At 66.8% G+C, this 17,550-nt stretch carries 16 protein-coding genes; 8 read left to right on the forward strand and 8 right to left on the reverse strand.

What is annotated here, in order from left to right; all coding sequences use genetic code 11:
• Positions 1 to 10: 10 nt before the first annotated feature.
• Both RM543_RS02860 and RM543_RS02865 read right to left on the reverse strand, forming a co-directional pair.
• Entirely contained in the window at positions 11 to 2,140 is a 2,130-nt protein-coding gene (locus RM543_RS02860; protein ID WP_311689385.1) for a hydantoinase/oxoprolinase family protein, read from the reverse strand.
• Positions 2,137 to 4,149, reverse strand: coding sequence for a hydantoinase B/oxoprolinase family protein (locus RM543_RS02865; protein WP_311689386.1), 2,013 nt, complete (start codon positions 4,147 to 4,149; stop codon positions 2,137 to 2,139). The genes RM543_RS02860 and RM543_RS02865 overlap by 4 nt, the downstream gene beginning before the upstream one ends.
• Positions 4,150 to 4,254: 105 nt before the next feature.
• Between RM543_RS02865 and RM543_RS02870 the strand changes: the two genes are divergently transcribed.
• Complete coding sequence (locus tag RM543_RS02870) at positions 4,255 to 5,307, forward strand: aldo/keto reductase (RefSeq protein WP_311689387.1); 1,053 nt, start codon at positions 4,255 to 4,257, stop codon at positions 5,305 to 5,307.
• A gap of 23 nt (positions 5,308 to 5,330) precedes the next feature.
• Positions 5,331 to 6,464, forward strand: a complete 1,134-nt coding sequence (locus RM543_RS02875) for an aminotransferase class V-fold PLP-dependent enzyme (protein WP_311689388.1) — start codon at positions 5,331 to 5,333, stop codon at positions 6,462 to 6,464.
• Between the two features lie 88 nt (positions 6,465 to 6,552).
• On the opposite strand, the gene RM543_RS02880 is transcribed toward RM543_RS02875, so the two are convergent.
• Positions 6,553 to 7,368, reverse strand: a complete 816-nt coding sequence (locus tag RM543_RS02880) for an SDR family oxidoreductase (protein ID WP_311689389.1) — start codon at positions 7,366 to 7,368, stop codon at positions 6,553 to 6,555.
• A 217-nt stretch (positions 7,369 to 7,585) separates the two neighbouring features.
• Between RM543_RS02880 and RM543_RS02885 the strand changes: the two genes are divergently transcribed.
• The gene (locus RM543_RS02885; protein ID WP_311689390.1) at positions 7,586 to 8,125 is read left to right on the forward strand and encodes a GNAT family N-acetyltransferase; all 540 of its coding nucleotides are present in this window, start codon (positions 7,586 to 7,588) and stop codon (positions 8,123 to 8,125) included.
• 4 nt (positions 8,126 to 8,129) lie between these two features.
• Here the strand turns inward: RM543_RS02885 and RM543_RS02890 are convergent, their stop codons facing one another.
• The gene (locus RM543_RS02890; protein WP_311689391.1) at positions 8,130 to 8,288 is read right to left on the reverse strand and encodes a hypothetical protein; all 159 of its coding nucleotides are present in this window, start codon (positions 8,286 to 8,288) and stop codon (positions 8,130 to 8,132) included.
• A gap of 205 nt (positions 8,289 to 8,493) precedes the next feature.
• The gene (locus tag RM543_RS02895) at positions 8,494 to 9,240 is read right to left on the reverse strand and encodes a tryptophan 2,3-dioxygenase family protein (RefSeq protein ID WP_311689392.1); all 747 of its coding nucleotides are present in this window, start codon (positions 9,238 to 9,240) and stop codon (positions 8,494 to 8,496) included.
• 139 nt (positions 9,241 to 9,379) lie between these two features.
• Between RM543_RS02895 and RM543_RS02900 the strand changes: the two genes are divergently transcribed.
• A complete protein-coding gene (locus RM543_RS02900; RefSeq protein ID WP_116086147.1) occupies positions 9,380 to 9,838 on the forward strand; it encodes an Lrp/AsnC family transcriptional regulator in 459 nt (152 codons plus the stop codon).
• 79 nt (positions 9,839 to 9,917) lie between these two features.
• Here the strand turns inward: RM543_RS02900 and RM543_RS02905 are convergent, their stop codons facing one another.
• From RM543_RS02905 to RM543_RS02915, 3 genes are read right to left on the reverse strand one after another with little or no spacing between them, the layout of a single operon-like run.
• Positions 9,918 to 11,090, reverse strand: a complete 1,173-nt coding sequence (locus RM543_RS02905; RefSeq protein WP_311689393.1) for a pyridoxal phosphate-dependent aminotransferase — start codon at positions 11,088 to 11,090, stop codon at positions 9,918 to 9,920.
• A 19-nt stretch (positions 11,091 to 11,109) separates the two neighbouring features.
• Entirely contained in the window at positions 11,110 to 13,122 is a 2,013-nt protein-coding gene (locus RM543_RS02910; RefSeq protein WP_311689394.1) for an alpha/beta hydrolase domain-containing protein, read from the reverse strand.
• 2 nt (positions 13,123 to 13,124) lie between these two features.
• The gene (locus RM543_RS02915) at positions 13,125 to 14,426 is read right to left on the reverse strand and encodes an NAD(P)/FAD-dependent oxidoreductase (protein ID WP_311689395.1); all 1,302 of its coding nucleotides are present in this window, start codon (positions 14,424 to 14,426) and stop codon (positions 13,125 to 13,127) included.
• 85 nt (positions 14,427 to 14,511) lie between these two features.
• On the opposite strand from RM543_RS02915, the gene RM543_RS02920 reads away from it, so the two are divergent.
• The 4 genes from RM543_RS02920 (at position 14,512) to RM543_RS02935 (ending at position 17,488) form a co-directional block, all read left to right on the forward strand.
• Positions 14,512 to 14,889, forward strand: a complete 378-nt coding sequence (locus RM543_RS02920) for a Rid family hydrolase (RefSeq protein WP_311689396.1) — start codon at positions 14,512 to 14,514, stop codon at positions 14,887 to 14,889.
• Positions 14,890 to 15,115: 226 nt separating this feature from the next.
• Positions 15,116 to 15,805, forward strand: coding sequence for a GntR family transcriptional regulator (locus RM543_RS02925; protein WP_311689397.1), 690 nt, complete (start codon positions 15,116 to 15,118; stop codon positions 15,803 to 15,805).
• A 229-nt stretch (positions 15,806 to 16,034) separates the two neighbouring features.
• Positions 16,035 to 16,820, forward strand: coding sequence for a cyclase family protein (locus RM543_RS02930; protein WP_311689398.1), 786 nt, complete (start codon positions 16,035 to 16,037; stop codon positions 16,818 to 16,820).
• Between the two features lie 176 nt (positions 16,821 to 16,996).
• The gene (locus tag RM543_RS02935; RefSeq protein ID WP_311689399.1) at positions 16,997 to 17,488 is read left to right on the forward strand and encodes a MarR family winged helix-turn-helix transcriptional regulator; all 492 of its coding nucleotides are present in this window, start codon (positions 16,997 to 16,999) and stop codon (positions 17,486 to 17,488) included.
• Positions 17,489 to 17,550: the final 62 nt, after the last annotated feature.

Here is a 17,550-nt window from a genome sequence, read left to right on the forward strand (position 1 = left end):
TGGCCTTGTTTCAGGAAGCCTGTTCTGCGGGCCGGCGCAAGCGGGGCGCAGCGTCGCCCGCCTCCTGTGTGACCATCAGATTGCCGTCCGGCAGGACCTCGCCCGTCCAGCCGGGCACGATCCAGATCGTGGTGTCGGGCTGTTCGAGAAGGGCGGGGCCGGTGATGCGGGCGCCGGGCGGAAGCGAGGCGCGATCGAGAACCTGAGCGTCCAGCCAGGCCCCGTCCCAGACGCGGCGCTCTTCCGCCGGGACGGTCTTCGCGGGGGTGGGCGGCGGTGAGGCGGGCCGTTCCGCGGGGATCGTGACCGTCACGCGCAGCAATCCGGCAAGAACCGGCGTGGCGCGATCCTCGAAACCGTAGAGCGTGTGGTGCCGGTCGTGGAAGGCGTCCAGGATCAGCGCCTCCAGCCCCGCCGCGTCCTGAAGGGCCAGCGCATCGGCGCCGAACTCGAGTTCGAGATCGTAGGCCTGATCGGGAAAGCGGGCACGGACCATCGCGCTGATCCGGGGCGCCGCGGCGTCGCCCGCGGCCTCGCCGCGCGCCCATGCGGCGGCCTCCGAGCTCAGCCGGTCGAGCGCCGCCTTCACGGGCTGTCCGGCATTCGACTTGCCGGTGCCGAGGAGGTATCCGAGGCTGGCGACGAAGTCCCTCTGGATCCGGGCGATCGACGCGCCGAGAGCGCAGAACGTGCCGGGGGCACGGGGGATGAGAACGCGGGAAAGGCCCGCCTCCCGCGCCAGCATCGTTGCATGGGTCGCGCCGGCGCCGCCATAGGCGACCATGGTGAAATCCCGCAGATCGAGCCCCCGGCGCGCCAAAAGCTTGGAGAGGTCGACGCCCATCATCGCGGTGGCGACGCGCAGGCCCGCATGGGCGGCGCGGGCGGCGACATCCTCGTCGCCTTCCAGTCCGAGATCACGGCCGAGCGTGGCAAGGCCCGCGGCCGCAGCCGCCCCGTCGAGCGCCATGCGCCCGCCGAGGAACCGGGCGGGATCGACGATCCCGGTGGCGAGGTAGCAATCGGTGATCGTCGGGCGGGTCCCGCCGCGCCCGTAGGCGATGGGGCCGGGATCGGAGCCGGCGCTTTCCGGGCCGATCTTCAGCACGCCCTGCGCATCGCGCCAGAGTATGGAGCCGCCGCCCGCACCGATGGCGGTGACGGAAACGACCGGAAGCATGATCGGAAAGTCCCCGACCCGCGCCGCGCTCGTGAGTTCCGGCGCGCGGCCGGCGATGATGGACATGTCCGCCGAAGTGCCGCCCATGTCGAAGGTGACGAGGTTGTCGCCTGCTTCGGGAGGCGCGACGTCGATCGCGGCGGTGACGCCGGCGGCGGGCCCCGACAGGACCGTATCGATGGGGCGATCGAGGGCGGTCTGAAGGCTCACGGTGCCGCCGTTATTGGTCGTGATGAACAGGGGTGCATCGATGCCCAGCTCTCCGAGGCGGGAGGTCAGGCGCTCGAAATAGACCCCCATGAGAGGGCGGATCGAGGCGTTGAGCGCGGCGAGGAGGCCCCGTTCGTATTCCCGCGCCTCGGGCCAGATCGCGGCGGAAGCGACAACGGGCAGATCTGGCAGGCGCCGGGTCAGGGCTTCGGCGATCTCGGCTTCGAGGGCGGGGTGGCGGTAGGAATTGAGAAGCATCACGGCGACCGCTTCTGCCCCTGCGCGCCGCAGGTCTTCGGCGAGCCGGTCCATCTCGGCGTCGTCGACGGGAGCGACGATGGTCCCGTCCGCCCCGATCCGGGCCTCCGTCTCGAAGACCCGGTCGGCGGGGACCAGGGGCTCTTCGCGGCCGTGGGTGAAGTCGATGGCAGCGGGAAGCTGGGCGCGGGCGATCTCGAAGACGTGGCGGTTGCCGCGTGAGACGACGGCCGCGACGCGGGCGCCCTGTCGCTGCAGGATCGTGTTCAGCGCCAGCGTCGTGCCGTGCATCACTGCGCCGATGTCGCCGGGGGCGAGGCCGGCGACATCGAGGAGCCCCGTCATCCCGCGCTGTACGGCGAGGGAGGGGTCGGAGGGAACGGACGGCTCCTTGTGAAAGACCCGGCGACCGGTCGCGAGATCCTCCGCAACGAGGTCGTTGAACGTTCCGCCGACATCGATGCCGATGCGCCATTGTCCCGTGCTCGTCATGCTGCGGCTCCGTGTTCGGCTTCGAGGCTTTCGATATGCGCAAGGAGGAGCGACCGGACGGCTCCGGGATCGCGAAGACTGTCCGCCAGGGAGAGCGTGTCTTCCGCAAGAGCGGGGATCGCGGCTTCCAGGATCATGCGGCGGCGCGTGGTGCGGGCACTGGCGGGGAGGTGGCCGAGGGCGGCGTTGAGGCGCGTCGCGGTCGCGTCGTCCATCACGCTTTCCCACAGATCCCTCTCGGGGCCGAAATCGAAGCCGGTATGCGCCCGGTCGGGCGCGGCGATGCGGGCAGCCTCGGTGGCGTTCGCGTCCACATCGCCCGCCGCCGTCAGGATCACGCCGTAATCCTGCGCGGCCGAGGCGGCGGAGACGAAGCCGCGGGCGACGTCCCGGCGCACGGCCTCGGGATCGCGCGCGAAGGGATCGCCGTAGCCGCCGCCGCCCGGCGTCATGAAGGTCAACGTATCGCCCTCGGCGACGGGGAGAATGTCGATGCGGGTGATGTCCCGCTCCCGCTTGGTGCCTTCATTCAGGATCACGCGGCAGGGCGGGGCGGACCGTCCCCCGGCGACGCCCCATGGTGCGAAGCGGAAGCGCTCGAGGCCGCGGGCGAGGATGGCAAGGTCCGGCTTCAGCATCCGGATGCGATAGACGAGGCCGAGCCCCCCGCGGAACCGCCCCGGCCCGCCGCTGTCGGGGCGCAGACCGTAGAGCTCGACGCGGACGGGGGCGGCGTCTTCGGTCGCTTCGATGGGAGAGTTGCGGGTATTGGACATGCCGCTCTCGCGCCCGTCCACCCCGTCGCCTCCCTCCCGCGCGCCTCCGCCGGCGATGATCGACTGGATGACCGCGGATTTCCGGCGGCCGGTGGTCGCATCCGTCTCCGCCAGAACGACGGGGAGGACCGTGCCGCCGCCGGCGGCCGGCACGATGCCGGGGCAGGCGGTCAGCAGAGCGCCCGAAACGAGATCCATCAGCCGCAGCATGACCGCATGACGCACGCCGCATGCGGCGGGGTAATCGGGGTTCACGACGCTGCCGGGCGGCGTTTGCGTGGTGACGCCGGACAACGCTCCGTGGTTCATCGGCACCGTCTTGTCCGCCGTTCCGATCAACTGGAGAAGGCGCAAGGTCAGGTAGGGATGCCGCTCTCCCGCCGTCGGCAGGTTGAAGGCGGAGGCGACCTGCGGATCGGTGCCCGCAAAATCGAGGTCGACCGCACCGTCCCGCGCGGTGAGGCGCAGTTTGAGGCGCAGGGGGACGTTCGAGACGAAATCATGGTCCAGGTAGTCCTGGAAATCGTAGCTGCCGTCCGGGATCTGCCGCAGCACCGCTCTCGCCTTTTCGGCGGCATAATCGCGAAGCGCGGTCTGAAAGGAGAGGATCGTCTCCGTCCCGTGCGAGGCGGCGATCTCGGTCAGGCGGCGGGCGCCGGCCTCCAGGGCACCGATCATGGCGCGCACGTCGCCGAGGTTGGTCTCCGGCGAGCGGCAGTTGGCGAGGTAGACGGCGAGGAGGTCCTCGTCCATCCGGCCCTCCTTCATCAGCCGCACGGGGGGCAGCTGCAGGCCTTCCTGGTAGACGTCCGAGAACCGCGGGGAAATGGAGGAGGGCACGCCGCCGCCGATGTCCGACGTGTGCGCCATCGCCCATCCGTAGGCGATGAGTTCGCCGCCCACGAAGATCGGGCGGACGAGCTGGAGGTCCGGCAGGTGGGTGGAGAGGCCGCCGTTGGCGTAGGGAAGGTTCGACAGGATCACGTCCCCCTCCCTCAGCGGGCCGGTGCGCTCCAGCGTCGGTTTCAGGTCCAGATCGACGAAGGCGGACAGGCCGAGATCGGAAGGGTAGGCGAAGGGTTTGCCGTCCAGCCCGACAAGCGCGGTGGCGAAGTCCGCCACCTCTCGGACGTAGATCGTGCGGGCGGAGCGGAGCAGGGTGAGCCCCATCTCCTCGGCGGCGGCGACCGTCTTGTGGCGGAGGATCTCGAGGTCGAAGCTGTTCAAAGTCATGCGCGCATTCTCGTGGGTATCCCGACCGGACGGCTTTCCGTTGACATTTGATACGATATCAAAAATATAAAACCCGACAAGAGCAGATACCGCCGGAGACAGCAGATGAGCGACGTGCACAGGACGAACCTCGCGGAGGGCTACGAGATCAGCCGTATCCTCAAGGGAGGGTGGCACCTCGCCGGCGGACACGGACAGATCGACCAGGATCGCGCCGTGCAGGAGATGCGGGATTACATGGAGGCGGGCATCACCACCTTCGACTGCGCGGACATCTATACCGGCGTCGAGGAGCTGATCGGCACGTTCCGCAAGGACTGCAAGGCCAACGGCCGGACGGACCTTCTGGATCGCCTGAAGGTCCATACCAAGTGCGTGCCGGATCTCGACAAGCTCGACACGATCACCAAGGCCGACGTTCAGGAAACGGTGGATCGCTCGCTTCGCCGGCTTGACGCCGAGCGGCTGGACCTCGTGCAGTTTCACTGGTGGAACCTCGAAGTTCCCCGCTACGTCGAGGTGGCCGGCTGGCTGAGCGAGTTCCAGCGCGAGGGCAAGATTGACCTGCTTGGCACCACCAATTTCAGCACCGACGCGATGAGCGAACTGCTGGAGAGCGGGTACCGCCCCGCCTCCATCCAGATGCAGTATTCACTGATCGACCGTCGCCCCACCAAGCGGATGACGGAGTTCTGCGCGCAGAACGGCATCGCCATCCTCGCCTACGGCACGGTGGCCGGCGGCTTCCTGTCCGACAAATGGCTCGGGGCGCCCGAGCCGACAGGAGAGCTCGAGAACCGCTCCCTCACCAAGTACAAGCTGATCATCGACGATATCGGCGGCTGGGATGTGTTCCAGTCCCTGCTGCGGCTCCTGCGCGGCATCGCGGACAGGCACGGGGTGGACATCGCCTCGGTCGCGATCCGCGCGATCCTGGCCGAGCGCCAAGTCGCTGGCGCCATCGTCGGCGTCCGTCACGGCGGGCATCTGGGCAAGCATGCCGCGCTCTTCGACTTCGACCTGGACGATGATGAGCTGACGCGGATCCACGCAGCCATCGACGCCCATCCCCTGGTCGACGGCGATGTCTACGACGTCGAGCGGGATCGGCATGGCCGCCACGGCAGGATCATGAAATACAATCTTAACGACGCCTGATCCAAAGCCCCTGGAGACCCGACGTGTCCGGTTACTTTCTCTATCATTCAATCGGCACCTTTCCCGGAAAGGACGCCGCGCTGAGTGCGCAGCTGTCGGAGTTCTCCTCCCGCTGGTCCGCGACCGATGACGGGCAGTGGGGCTACGCCTTGGAGAAGCAGGGCGAGTTCCTGTCCGCGTGGGCGAAGATCATCGGCGCGGCGCCCGGAACGCTGGCGCAGGCGGAGAGCGTGACGGCCGCGCTCTACACCTTGATCCGCGGCATGCCCGAGACACGGTTGAAGGGCGGCAAGGTCCTGATAGCGAAGGATTGCTTTCCGTCCCTGCATTTCCTCCTCGCCGAGGTCGTGTCCCGCGCTGGCGGTGAGCTCGTGACGGTGGAGCCTGCTGCGGGCGAGCTGTGGGTCTCGGACGCAGAGATGCTGGCGGCATGGGACAAGGACGTGCGGCTTGCGCTGCTGACCTGGGTCACGTCGACGTCCTCGCACAAAAGCGACGTGAAGGCGCTCGTGGCGCATGGCCACGAGATGGGAAGCCTCGTCGGGGTCGACGTGACGCAGGGCGTCGGCATCGCGCCCTACGACGTCTCCGAGGTCGGCGCGGATTTCACCGTCGGCTCCTCCCTTAAGTGGCTCTGCGGCGTCAGCGGAGCGGGCGTGCTGCACGCGACGCCGGAGCTCATCGCCGAGACCTCGCCCGAGTTCCGCGGCTGGTTCAGTCAGGACAACCCGTTCTCCTGGGACCTCGATGCCTTTTCCTTCGCCGCGGATGCACGGCGTTTCGGCAATGGCACCCCGAACGTCCTGCCTGCCATCGGCTGCCTGCCGGGGCTTTCCTACGTGCTGGACCGGGGCATCGCGGACATCGCCCGTGACAACGCCGCCAAGGTGTCGCGGTTGGCGGAGGGCGTCCGCGCGGCGGGTCTCCCCCTTGCGTCCCCCGAGGACGCGGCCGAGCGGGGCGGCAGCCTGATGGTGCAGATGCCAGCGGGGCTGGAGCCGGGCACGGCCGTCGAGGGACTCCGCGCCAAAGGGCTGCACACGGACATGCGCGGCAGGATCCTGCGGCTGTCGCCCGGGACGGTCACGGGGATCGAGGAATGCGACCGCATGGTCGCCGCGATCTCCGAAATGGTGGGGGCGACGGCGTCCGTTTGACGCCCGCCCGGACGCCAAGAGCGTCAGCCCGAGGGCCGACGCTCCGTCTCCCGGCAACGCGTCCGGGTCATTCGGGACCGGTGCGACCCTAGCCGTTGCAGATCATCCCACCGTTCACGTGGATCGTCTGCCCGGTGATGAACGAGCTGTCCTGCGAGGCGAGGAAGACATAGGCCGGCCCGAGTTCGCGCGGCTGACCAATCCGGCCGATGGGGGCGGCGAGGTTCTTCAGAATGTCGTCGTCGTAGCCCTTGAAGGTCTTCTGGATCTCGGTGACGACCGGGCCGGGGGCGACCTCGTTCACGCGGATCCCCTTGTCCATCAGCTGTTTGGCGAGCGCGCGGGTGAAGGCGACGTTCGCCCCCTTCGTCGTGGTGTAGGCGACGAGGTGCTTGTTGCCGACGAAGGCGTTGATGGAGGTCGTGTTGACGATGGCCGCGCCCTCCTTGAGGTGCGGCAGGGCGGCTCGGGAGAGGTAGAACATCCCGTTCATGTTCACCGCCATGTGGTCCTGCCACTCTTCGTCCGAGATCTCGGTGAGGGAGGCGCGGGGCTGCTGGAAGCCGGCATTATTCACCAGCACGTCCAGTCCGCCCCAGGCATCCGCCACCGCCTGCACGGCGGCGTCGCAATCGGGCCGGCTCGCCACGTCGCCCTGGATCACCAGAGCTTCGGTCCCTTCGGCCTCGATGCCGGCCCGCGTCTTTTCGGCGGCCTCGGCGTCCTGGTGATAGATGATGGCGACCTTCGCGCCCTCGCGGGCCATGTGCAGGGCGGCCGCGCGGCCGATGCCCTTGTCGCCGCCGGAAATGAGGACGCGCTTGCCCTCCAGCTTGCCGGCTCCCTTGTAGGCGTCGGTGATGTATTCGGCGGGCGGCAGCATGTCGTCGATATGCTCGGCCATGGGTGATCCTCCGGGTTCTGGCTTTCCGTTCACCGCACAATGCGGGAAGGGGCGGTATCGGTCCGGGCGGAACGCATTAAAAAGATCTTCAGTCTCCACGAGACAAAGCGGCTGGCGCGCCAAACTTGCATGCGGCCGCTTCACGAACGAAGCTTCCGTCGGCGGTGTGGCCACGATGGTCCCCTTCTGGCGATGTTACCACGGGGAGGGCACGATAATGGACTTCATCAACGGTCATGCAGGCCGCAGAGATGGCATCATCGCCCTGTTCAAGGATGCTTTCACGGCCTCCGAAGGAGAAGCCGAAGGCGATCTCGTCGCCAGCCTGGTGACCGGCATGCTGAGCAGCGTTGCCCAGGATGATATCTTCGTATCCTCGGCAATCGACGATGGCACACTAGTCGGAACAGTCATCTTCACGCGGATGGACTACACCGAGGATGAGCGCACGGTCTTCATCCTGTCGCCCGCCGCGATTTCCACCAGGAGGCAGGGCGAGGGCATAGGCCAAGCTCTGCTTTCACATGGCCTGAACACTCTGCGGAAGAGCGGCGTGGATGTGGTCCTCACCTACGGAGATCCGAATTTCTATTCGAAGGTGGGCTTCGAGACGATCACCGAAGAGATAGCCCGGGCTCCGCTGCCTCTGTCGCATCCGGAGGGCTGGTTGGGCCAATCGCTAAAAACCGAGGCGCTCAAGCCACTTCAGGGGGCGCCGACCTGCGTCGCACCACTGAACGACCCTTCTCTATGGTGATCGCTTATCCGATCGGGAAGAGACGCCGGCTGTGCATCTCCAGTGAGCCGATCGTCATTCTACCTTCAGGGAGCTTCAACTCCTCTACGATGGCGAGGGCTTCCCGGGGCAGCTCGTCAGCCTTCATCAGCTCGGTGGTGTCGGAAGTGTGAAGCTGTTTCATGGCTTATGAACCGGGCTCCGGAAGCGGCTGGCGCAACTTCAGCACGGGTTCCATGATTATCGAATGATGTCCGCAGGCCGCGCGCTCCAGCGCGACGCGCCTCCAACACGGTTTGAGGGCACCCCGAAAAATCAGCGGCAGGGAGAGCAGGAAAGGTGGGGCCCGCCGATCCCGGCTGGGCCCCTTCGTCCTCGGTCTTTTTGGATCAGGCCTTTTCCTTGTCGTGGATCGCGTCGCGCACCACGCCGTAGGACGTGCCCCAGGAATCGGTCATGTCGCAGCGCACGTCCCAGAGCTCGGGGAAGAAGCGGTGGCGGGCGCCGTTTTCCAAGAGCTCGACCGGGCGGCCCTTCAGCGACCTAGAGCCGAGGCCGATGGAGCGGTGAATGAGCTGGATGTGGTCCGAGCGGAACTTCTGGAACAGCTCGTCATACTCGATCAGCGCCTCACCGACGACGTAGGAATCGCCGTGGTCGTACTTGCTGTCATAGACCTCCGCCACGGTCAGACCCTTGCCGTCGAGATAGGTGGCCTTGTAGGCCTCCCAGAGATCGCTCGGCATCCGCAGGAGGGTCTGGAAGCCGGGGCTTTCCTGGCCAGAGCCGTTGCCGAGCTGGAGACGGATCTCCTGGTACTCGCGGGGGGACATCGTCTCCAGAACCTCGAGCTGGTTCGTCATCAGCCGTATGAGGCGGTGGACGCGGCCCATCAGCGTCACGACGCGGTTGGTGTTGCCCTCGCGCAGGTAGTCCATGACATCGACCAGCGTGTAGGCCATGAGCTTCATCCAGAGCTCCTCGACCTGGTGGACGATCTGGAACTGCAGCTCGTCGGGATTGCACATCTCGGCCAGCGGCTTCTGCGCCGTCAGGAGCTGATCGACGTTCAGGTAAACGCCGTAATCCAGCATCTGGGGCTCTTCGATCATGCGGTGGTAGCGTTCGCGGTCCATGGGTCGGTCTCTCCTGCCTGTTCGCTTCGGTTATTACGCCCACCGTGTTCCAGAACGCCGAGGCCATTGTTCTCAATCGGTGTCGGAGGGGCTATGCTGTAGAACGATCGCGGCGCTATGCCGTGGCAAAGGAGAACGAATGGATCGCCTCGACCTCGCCCTTCTCGCCGCCCTCGAAGACAATGCCCGGCTCTCCTACGCGGAGCTTGCCGAGCGCGAGGGGCTGTCCAAGACGCCGGTCTGGAAACGGATCAAGGCGATGGAGGAGGCGGGCGTGATCGAGGGATACGCCGCGCGACTGTCCTCGCGCGCGCTCGGCTTCGAGATCCTCGCGCTGGTGGAGCTGTCGCTTGCGCCGGAGGATGCGGAGGCGTTCGAGGTGGCGGTGCGCCGCTTGCCCGCGATCTATCACTGCGTCGCGACGACGGGGGAGGCCGATTACATCCTCCAGGTCCTCGCCCGGGACATGGATGATCTCGACCGTCTGATCCGCAAGCAGATCGTCCGCCTGCCCGGCGTGCGCCGTACGAAGACGTCCGTGGTCACGCGGGTCGTGAAGGCGCGACAGTCGATTGCCGGGGCCGCGTCGATGCCGTGAGGCGCCCCTGCGAGACCGGGGGGGGATCCCCCGGGAGAACCTGCGTCCGGCACCGGTGGCGCCGGACGCAGGCTTGTCATCACGCCGGGACGCGGTCGCTCACCATGGCCTGGATACGGTCCATCGCGAGGTCGATGTCCTCGATCGAGGCGGATCCGAAACAGACGCGGACGCGGCCTTCGCCGGCGGCGCCGTAGAAGCTGCCCGCCTCGACGACGACACCCGCCTCCTCGAGAAGCTTGTCGGCAAAGCCCTGCGAGGTGAAGCCGGTGCCGCTGATGTCGGCGAAGGCGTAGATCGTGCCTTCGGGCCAGGGGCAGGTTATCCCCGGCATCTGGTTCAGGCGGGAGACCACGCGCTGACGCTTCTCGGCATCCTCGTCGATCAGACCCTGAAGGACGTCAGGATCGCCCGTCACCGCCGCGAGCGCACCGTCCTGGATGAAGGTGTTCACGTGGGTACAGTCGTTCGTGGTGATCTTCAGAAGCGCGCTCATCGCGGCCTCGGGCGCCACGAGATAGCCGAGGCGCCAGCCATCCATGGCGTAGCTCTTGGTGAAGGCGAAGAGCGTGATCGTCCGCTCGTCCATGCCGGGCAGGGAGGCGATGGAGATGTGCTCGGCCTTGTCGAAGAGGATGTCCTCGTAGACCTCGTCGGACATGACGATGAGGTCGTGCTTGATCGCGATATCGGCAAGCGCCTGAAGCTCCTCGCGGGAATAGACGCGGCCCGTGGGATTGCAGGGGTTGATCAGCACGATCATCTTCGTCCGCTCGGTGATCTTCGCCTCGATCGCCTCGGGGTCGATGGCGTAGTTCTTCGACGCGTCGAGCTGGGCGAGCACCGGGGTCGCGCCCGCCAGCTCCACCTTGCCGATGTGTTGCGGATAGTAGGGCTCGAGCAGGATCGCCTCGTCGCCCGGATCGAGGAACGCCATGATCCCGGCATAGGAGCCGTGGGTCAGGCCGTTCGTTACGAGAATGCGGTCGGGGGTCACGTCGAGATCGTTCTTGCGGGCCAGCTTCTCGGCCAGCGCACGACGCAGGTGCGGCACGCCCTGAAGGTCGGAATAGTGCACGTCGCCGCGGCGGAGCGCGTCGATCGTGGCCTCCTTGATGTGCTCCGGCGTGTCCGCGGAGGGGCGGCCGAGTTCGAGGTGGATCAGACCCTCACGGCCGGTCTGCATGGCCTTGGCGAACATGCCGAAGGACTTGGGCGACGTCTCCGTGATGCGTTTTGCGAGTTGTTTCATGTGGAACGGGACCTCTGGTTCAGAATCGGTGAATGTGGTTGACGCGGCCATAGGCACGCGCAAGCTCGGTGAAGAGTGTGGTGGCCTCCGGCTCGAGGAAGCCCTCCGCGACCAGCCGTTCGGCAGAAGCGGTGATGGCGGCGCTGTAATCCTCCGGCGAAGGGTAGAGCGCCGTGATGGCAGGGCGCGGATCGCCGGTCAGTTCCGCCTCCTGCGGAATCTCGGGCAGGGGAATGTAGCTCCCCATGAAGGAGAAGAGCATCCCGTGGCCATGGCCGCGCCCGCGCAGGTTCCATCCCGTGTAGGTGCCGAGCGGAGCCTCCACCATCGGTGCCTTGAGACCGGCGGCGTCGTTGCCCATGCCGTCGGGAGCCGGCACGAGGACGGCATAGGCCCGGCTTTCGTCGACCTGCGGCGGCCAGGTGATGGCACCGCCACCCTCGAAACTCTCGCCATACTCCACGAGGGGCAGGGCGTTCGCATGAGTGGGCAGGATGACGCCCGGAAGGTCCGGAAAGCTCTCGCGGTAGCTCGTCACGTCGATCAGGGTCTCGTCCGAGCGGAGCGGAATGCGGGAGGGCGGCGGCGCGATGTCGTCCGCGATCCAGTCCCGCATGAGGCGGAGCGTCGCCGGGAAGAACGGCGCGGTATAGACGTTGTTGAGCAGCTCCCGGCACGGACCTTTCATCGGCTTCGCGGCGCGGGTGTCCGCCCAGTGCTGCGAACTCGCCCACGTGTAGATCCGGACGGTCTCGGGCTGGTCCAGGTCGTTCCCTTGGGTGTCCGTGTGGACGAGGGAGCCGCGCCTGTACCAGTATTCGGAGGCGGTATGGGTGTGGATCACCAGCGGATCGGTGTCCGGGCGCTTCAGAATGGCATCGTCCCGCCCGGTCAGGTGGTCCGTCGAGCGGGCATAGGAGAAGGGGAAGCGGTCGGACGGGTTCAGCCGGTCCTCATGGTCCCGCGAGGCGGCGACGACGAGGTTGGTGAAGCGGTTCATGTTCGTCTTCCCGCCGCCCGAGATGTGCGGGATCATCCCGTCGAACACGCGTGCGCCGCTGCTGGCGACGTTGAAACCGCGCCAGATGAAGTCCCGGATCGCGCGGCCGGCCTGTGACCGGCCCCAGCCGATGGTGTGGGTGAGGGCGCCGGAGAGCGGGTTCGAATCGCCCGTCTCGTCGCGCAGGAAGGCGACGATCTCGGCCACCGCGACGAAGCCCATGTCGAGCGCGATGGCGCCCGTCGCGTCATATTCCAGCTCGTAGATCCAGCCGGGAACGAAGCCGTCCTCCAGCCGGATATGGCGCGCACAGGGCACGATGGCCTGCTCGGCGGCCATGATGTCCCCCCCGCCGAGGCCGGCGGCATCCCCGTCGATCCGCTCGAAGGCGAAGGCATCGGAGGCGATCTCCTCGCGGGGCGCATCCGGGTAGCGCCGCCGGGTGAGGCGGGCGGCCGGGGTGGCCAGCGTTGCGGCGGGATAGGACCGGGTCCCCGTCTTGGTGGAGAGCGGCAGGAAGGATGTCTTCTCGTCCTCGACGATGAACTCGGCGGCGATCCGCGTTGGTGCGTCGTCCGAGTAGCCCGGAACGCGGATCGTCATGCGGCCGTCGCCGCGCAGCACGTCGCCCTGCCAGGCCGCGACGATCAGGGTGTAGCCCGCCTCCATCAGCCAGCCGTTGCCGGCATCGGTCAGCGATTCGGGGGAGTTGCCCGGCGTACCCTGATTGAAGAATTGCAGGGCGCGCTTGTTGCCGCGGTTGATGAACTCGAAAACCAGCGTGCGATTGCCCTTCGCCGCCTCAGCGGGCGTCAGGATGAAGACGTCGGTCTCCGTGCGGATCAGCCCGTCGGCATCGGTCTCGATGAGGCCTGCCTCGTAGATCCCGTCCGCGCCGATCGCATCGGGACGTATCGCGATCTCGGCACGCCCGGCGATCAGCCGGTAGGAACCGGTTTCTCCGAAGGGCGCACCGCCGGCGAAGGGGGTGTCGCGGTCGATGCTCAGCGAGACGATTCGGGCGTTGGCCATGGTCAGGTCCGAGTGAGGGAAGAAAGACGGTCGGTGAGGCGGGCCTTGATCAGCCCGGCCGAGGCCGCGAGGGGCGTCGCGGCATGGAACGGGATGCGGCGGGCGGACCGCAGCGGAATCGGCAGGCCTTCAGCATCAGCGCCGAGCGCCGCACGGGCCAGCGTCTCACCCAGCTGCGCGGTCATCGCGATGCCCCGGCCATTGCAGCCGATCCCGCCGAAGTAGTTCGGGCCGAAGCGCACGATCCGCGGCAGGAAATCGGTGGTCAGAGCGGCGACGCCAGTCCAGGCGACTTCGGCGTTCGGGACCTCGGGAAGGGAAAGCTCCTCGGCCAGGCGCTCCGTAATCACGCGTGACAGACGCGCCTTCGCGCCCATTGGAATGGCGGCCATACCGCCCGAGATCAGGCGATTGTCCCGGTCGAGGCGATAGGTGAAGAGGTTCTTGCGGGTGTCGCCCACGGGCCGGCGATCCGGCGCGATGCGGGCCACGGTCTCGGCGTCCAAGGGTTCCGTCGCAACCTGGTAGACGCGCAGGGGAACGGTGGTCTTGCCGAGTTTCGCCGCGGCCCCGCCGGTGAAGGCGTTGGTGCACAGAAGGACGGATGCAGCGGCCAGGCGTTCGCCGCCTGCGAGGGTGATCGTGTAGCCCCCGCCCTCGGATGCGATCTTCTGTACGGGGCTGTTCTCGAGGACGGCACCGCCGGCCTTCTCAACGGCGCGGGCGAGGCCGGTGAGATAGTCGAGCGGGTGTATCGTGCCGCCCGACTCGTCGAGCAGCGCGCCGCGGTAAACGTCCATTCCGGTCTGCGCGCGGATCTCCTCGCGGTCGAGGAAGCGCACGGGACGGCCGCGGGAGCGCCAGTATCCGGCGCGCTTGCGCAGCATGTCGGCTTCGGCGTCGGTGGTGCAGGGATTGAGCCAGCCCGTCTGGGCCGCGTCGCACAGGATCTGCTCCTCCGCGGCGATGGTGAAGACGCGATCGGCCCCGCCCGCCACGAGATCGAGGAGCTGGCCTCCCTTCTCCTCGCCCAGTTTCTCGAGAACGACATCCGGCGCACCGAGCGCAAAGTTCGGAACGACGAAGCCGGCATTCTGGCCGCTCGCACCCTCGCCGAGGCGACCGGCTTCGAGCACGACCGTCTCGACGCCCTGTCGGGCGAGGGCGCGCGCGGCGGTCATCCCGGTGAAGCCGCCGCCGATGACGGCGACGCGTGCGCTGTCCGGGAGGGACCCGCTCCCGTCGAAGCGGTCTCTCTGGGTGCGGCGCCAGAGCGTATCCTGCATGTCGGGGCTCGCGGTCATGTCCCGCTCCATTCCGTTGCGTCTCGTCGAAGCCCTTGATACGCTCTTCATATCAATTGATCAAACACTGAACTGGAGATCGTCCTTGCGTTACGCCATTTCGTCCGGCTCCCCCTTCGAGAAGATCGGGGGCTATTCCCGCGCCGTCGTCGACGGAGAGTGGGTCTTCATCTCCGGCACGGCCGGCTACGTCGAAGGAGAGACCGACGCGGACGACGCCGTCGCCCAGACCGTGAAGGCCCTCCAGATCATCTCCGACACGATGGAGAAGGCCGGCGGGACGCTGAAGGACATCGTCTCCCTCCGCGTCTATGCCGCACGGCGCGAGGACATCGTTCCCATCGCCAAGCATCTCGGGACCGTCTTCGAGGATCCGCGCCCGACCAACACCACGATCACCTGCGGCTTCGTCAACGACGAGATCAAGGTCGAGATCGAGGTCGTGGCCCGCGTGGCCAAATAAGACCGGGGCGGAGGGGGCGCTTCGGCGATCTCCTCCTCCCCCTGGATGCGGGGCCACGCGTCACGCAGGCCTTCGCAGCACGCGCCCGTCTTGGCACCTTGATCAAGGTCGGGTACGGATATTTCTTTTCCGGCGGCGGTACTCGTAATTCTGCTTGTGAGCATCGACGTGCTCGGCGATTTGCTTCGAGACCGCCTCGATCCGGACCTGAGATAGGCATTTACGCATGGCACTACCCACCTTCCAGCCAGTCGGCGCACGCAGGACGGTGCAGGATCAGGTCTATTCGCAACTTCGCGAGGCCTTGATCAGCGGCGTGTTCGAGGCCGGTGAATCCTTCACGATTTCCGCGCTGGCCGAGAAGTTCAACACCTCCCACATGCCGATCCGGGAGGCGTTGAGACGTCTGGCCGCAGAGAATGCGCTGCGCATCTCCACGTCGGGCACCGCGTACGTGCCGGCCATCGACGTCGCCGAATTCATGGACATCACCCGGGCCCGCGGCATCGTCGAGCCGGCCGCGGCGGAAATCGCCTTCGACGCGTTGCGCACGCGCCAAGACGAGTTGCGGGCCCTCCAGCTCCGCCACGAGCAGGAGGGACTGGCCGGACGCATCTCCGCGATGCTGGGCGCCAACCGGGACTTTCATTTCTTCATCTACGAAGCCGCGGACAGCCCGGTTCTCGTCAGTCAGATCGAGAATCTCTGGCTCCGAAGCGGCGCCTATGTCCGTTTCCTGTCCGACCGGATGGGCGAGCTTCTGAAGACGAGCTACGCCCAGGACTTCGCGAAGTACCACAATATAATGCTCGATGCCCTCGCCGAGGGGGATCGGAAGAAGTTCCGGGACACCGTCTACGGCGATATCCTCGCGACGCAGTCGCTCCTCGCGGACGTCCTGCAAGGCGGAAAGTAGCGCCGGCTCGGCGATCTTCGCACGACAATGGGGATCGAGGCCGACACCTTCCGGGATCCTGGCGACGGCGATGCGCCTGAGCCCCGGACGTGACCTGCCCGCGAAGGATGCCCGGTGCCGCAACTTTGTGCGGCCATGCGGGGCGCGCGCGACGCCGAGGCATTAAATCTTGCAAATGCATACGCCTCGGTTACGCTTCGGCCGAACGAGACAGACCAGGGAGTTCTCCATGTCCGCAGATCTTATACAGCAACTGGGCGCCAAGCTCTTGAGCGGCGAAATCCGCGTGGTGGACCTGTCGGGGACGCTCGGCCCCAAGACGCCGCTCCTCAAGCTTCCGCCCGATTTCGCGAAGAACACGCCGCCGGTCGAGATCCACAAGATCAGCGAATATGACGAGGACGGGCCGTTCTTCGCCTGGAACTGGCTGAAGCTCGGCGAGCATTCGGGGACCCACTTCGACGCGCCGCACCACTGGATCACCGGCAAGGATTACGAAGAGGGCTACACGGACAGCCTCGACATCCAGCGCGTCGTCGCGCCGGTCAACGTGATCGACTGCTCCAAGGAATCCGAGGCGGATCACGATTTCCTCCTGACGCCTGAGTTCGTCAAGAAATGGGAGGCCGAGAACGGCGAGATCGGTGAAGGCGAATGGGTCGTCATGCGCTCCGACTGGGACCGCCGCGCCGGGGACGAGGATGCCTATCTCAATGCCGACGAGAACGGCCCCCACTCCCCCGGACCGACACCGGAATGCGTGGAGTACCTGCTGTCCAAAAAAATCGTCGGGTGGGGCACCCAGTGCATCGGCACCGATGCGGGCAAGGCAGGCGAGATGGACCCGCCGTACCCGGCGCACAACTTCCTGCACCGGGACAATTGCTTCGGTCTCGCGAGCCTCGCCAATCTCGACAAGCTGCCGCCGAAGGGCGCGATCCTGATCGCGGCTCCGCTGAAGATCGAGAACGGCACCGGCAGCCCGATCCGCGCCCTCGCCATCGTCGGCGCGTAAGCCGGGGCGCCCGGCCGGGCGCTTCGTCTTCTTCCTTCGGGCCGCCTCCGCGCAAGCCGCGGTGGCGGCCCGTTTCACGTGCGACGCGAGGTCACGCCGGACCGCTCGCGGTTTCGCCTCCGGCCGTCCGGCCCTAAACCTCCGCGTGCGCCGCTTTCGAGACAGGACGAGACGCCATGCCACATGATCGGCCCGATGCACCGGAGATAGCTCCCCCGGACCGCACGCTCGGCGAGCTTGGCCTGTGGCAGTTCGCGCCGTACCTGATGAACCGCATCATGGGGCGCTACAATGCTGAGATGCATGAGGCGCTGAAGGAGCGGAACCTCAGCACCGCGAAGATGCGGACGCTGGCGATTCTCTCCGTCGTGCCCGGCCTGACCATCAACGAGCTGGCGGTCTATGCCGTGACCGAGCAGTCGACCATGTCGCGCACGCTCGACGCGATGGAGAAGGCCGGCCTCGTCCGGCGGCAGGGCCGTGCAGAGGATGCCCGGGTCCGGGAGATCTTCCTGACCGAGATGGGGCAGGACGAATTCGGCCTCGTCTGGCCTCTCATGCATGCGCAATATCAGGAAATGTTCGCCGGAATCGCCCTGGACGAGCGCATTGCCTTCGTGGGGACTTTGCAGAAGGTCCTGAAGAACGTCAGGCAGCACAAAATCTGAGCATATCGTGCGAGCGCTCGCTGTCCGCGCATTTCCTCCCTTCTCAATATACATGCAAATGG

It is taken from the genome of Tropicimonas omnivorans, from assembly GCF_031846565.1.
Taxonomy (GTDB): domain Bacteria; phylum Pseudomonadota; class Alphaproteobacteria; order Rhodobacterales; family Rhodobacteraceae; genus Tropicimonas_B; species Tropicimonas_B omnivorans.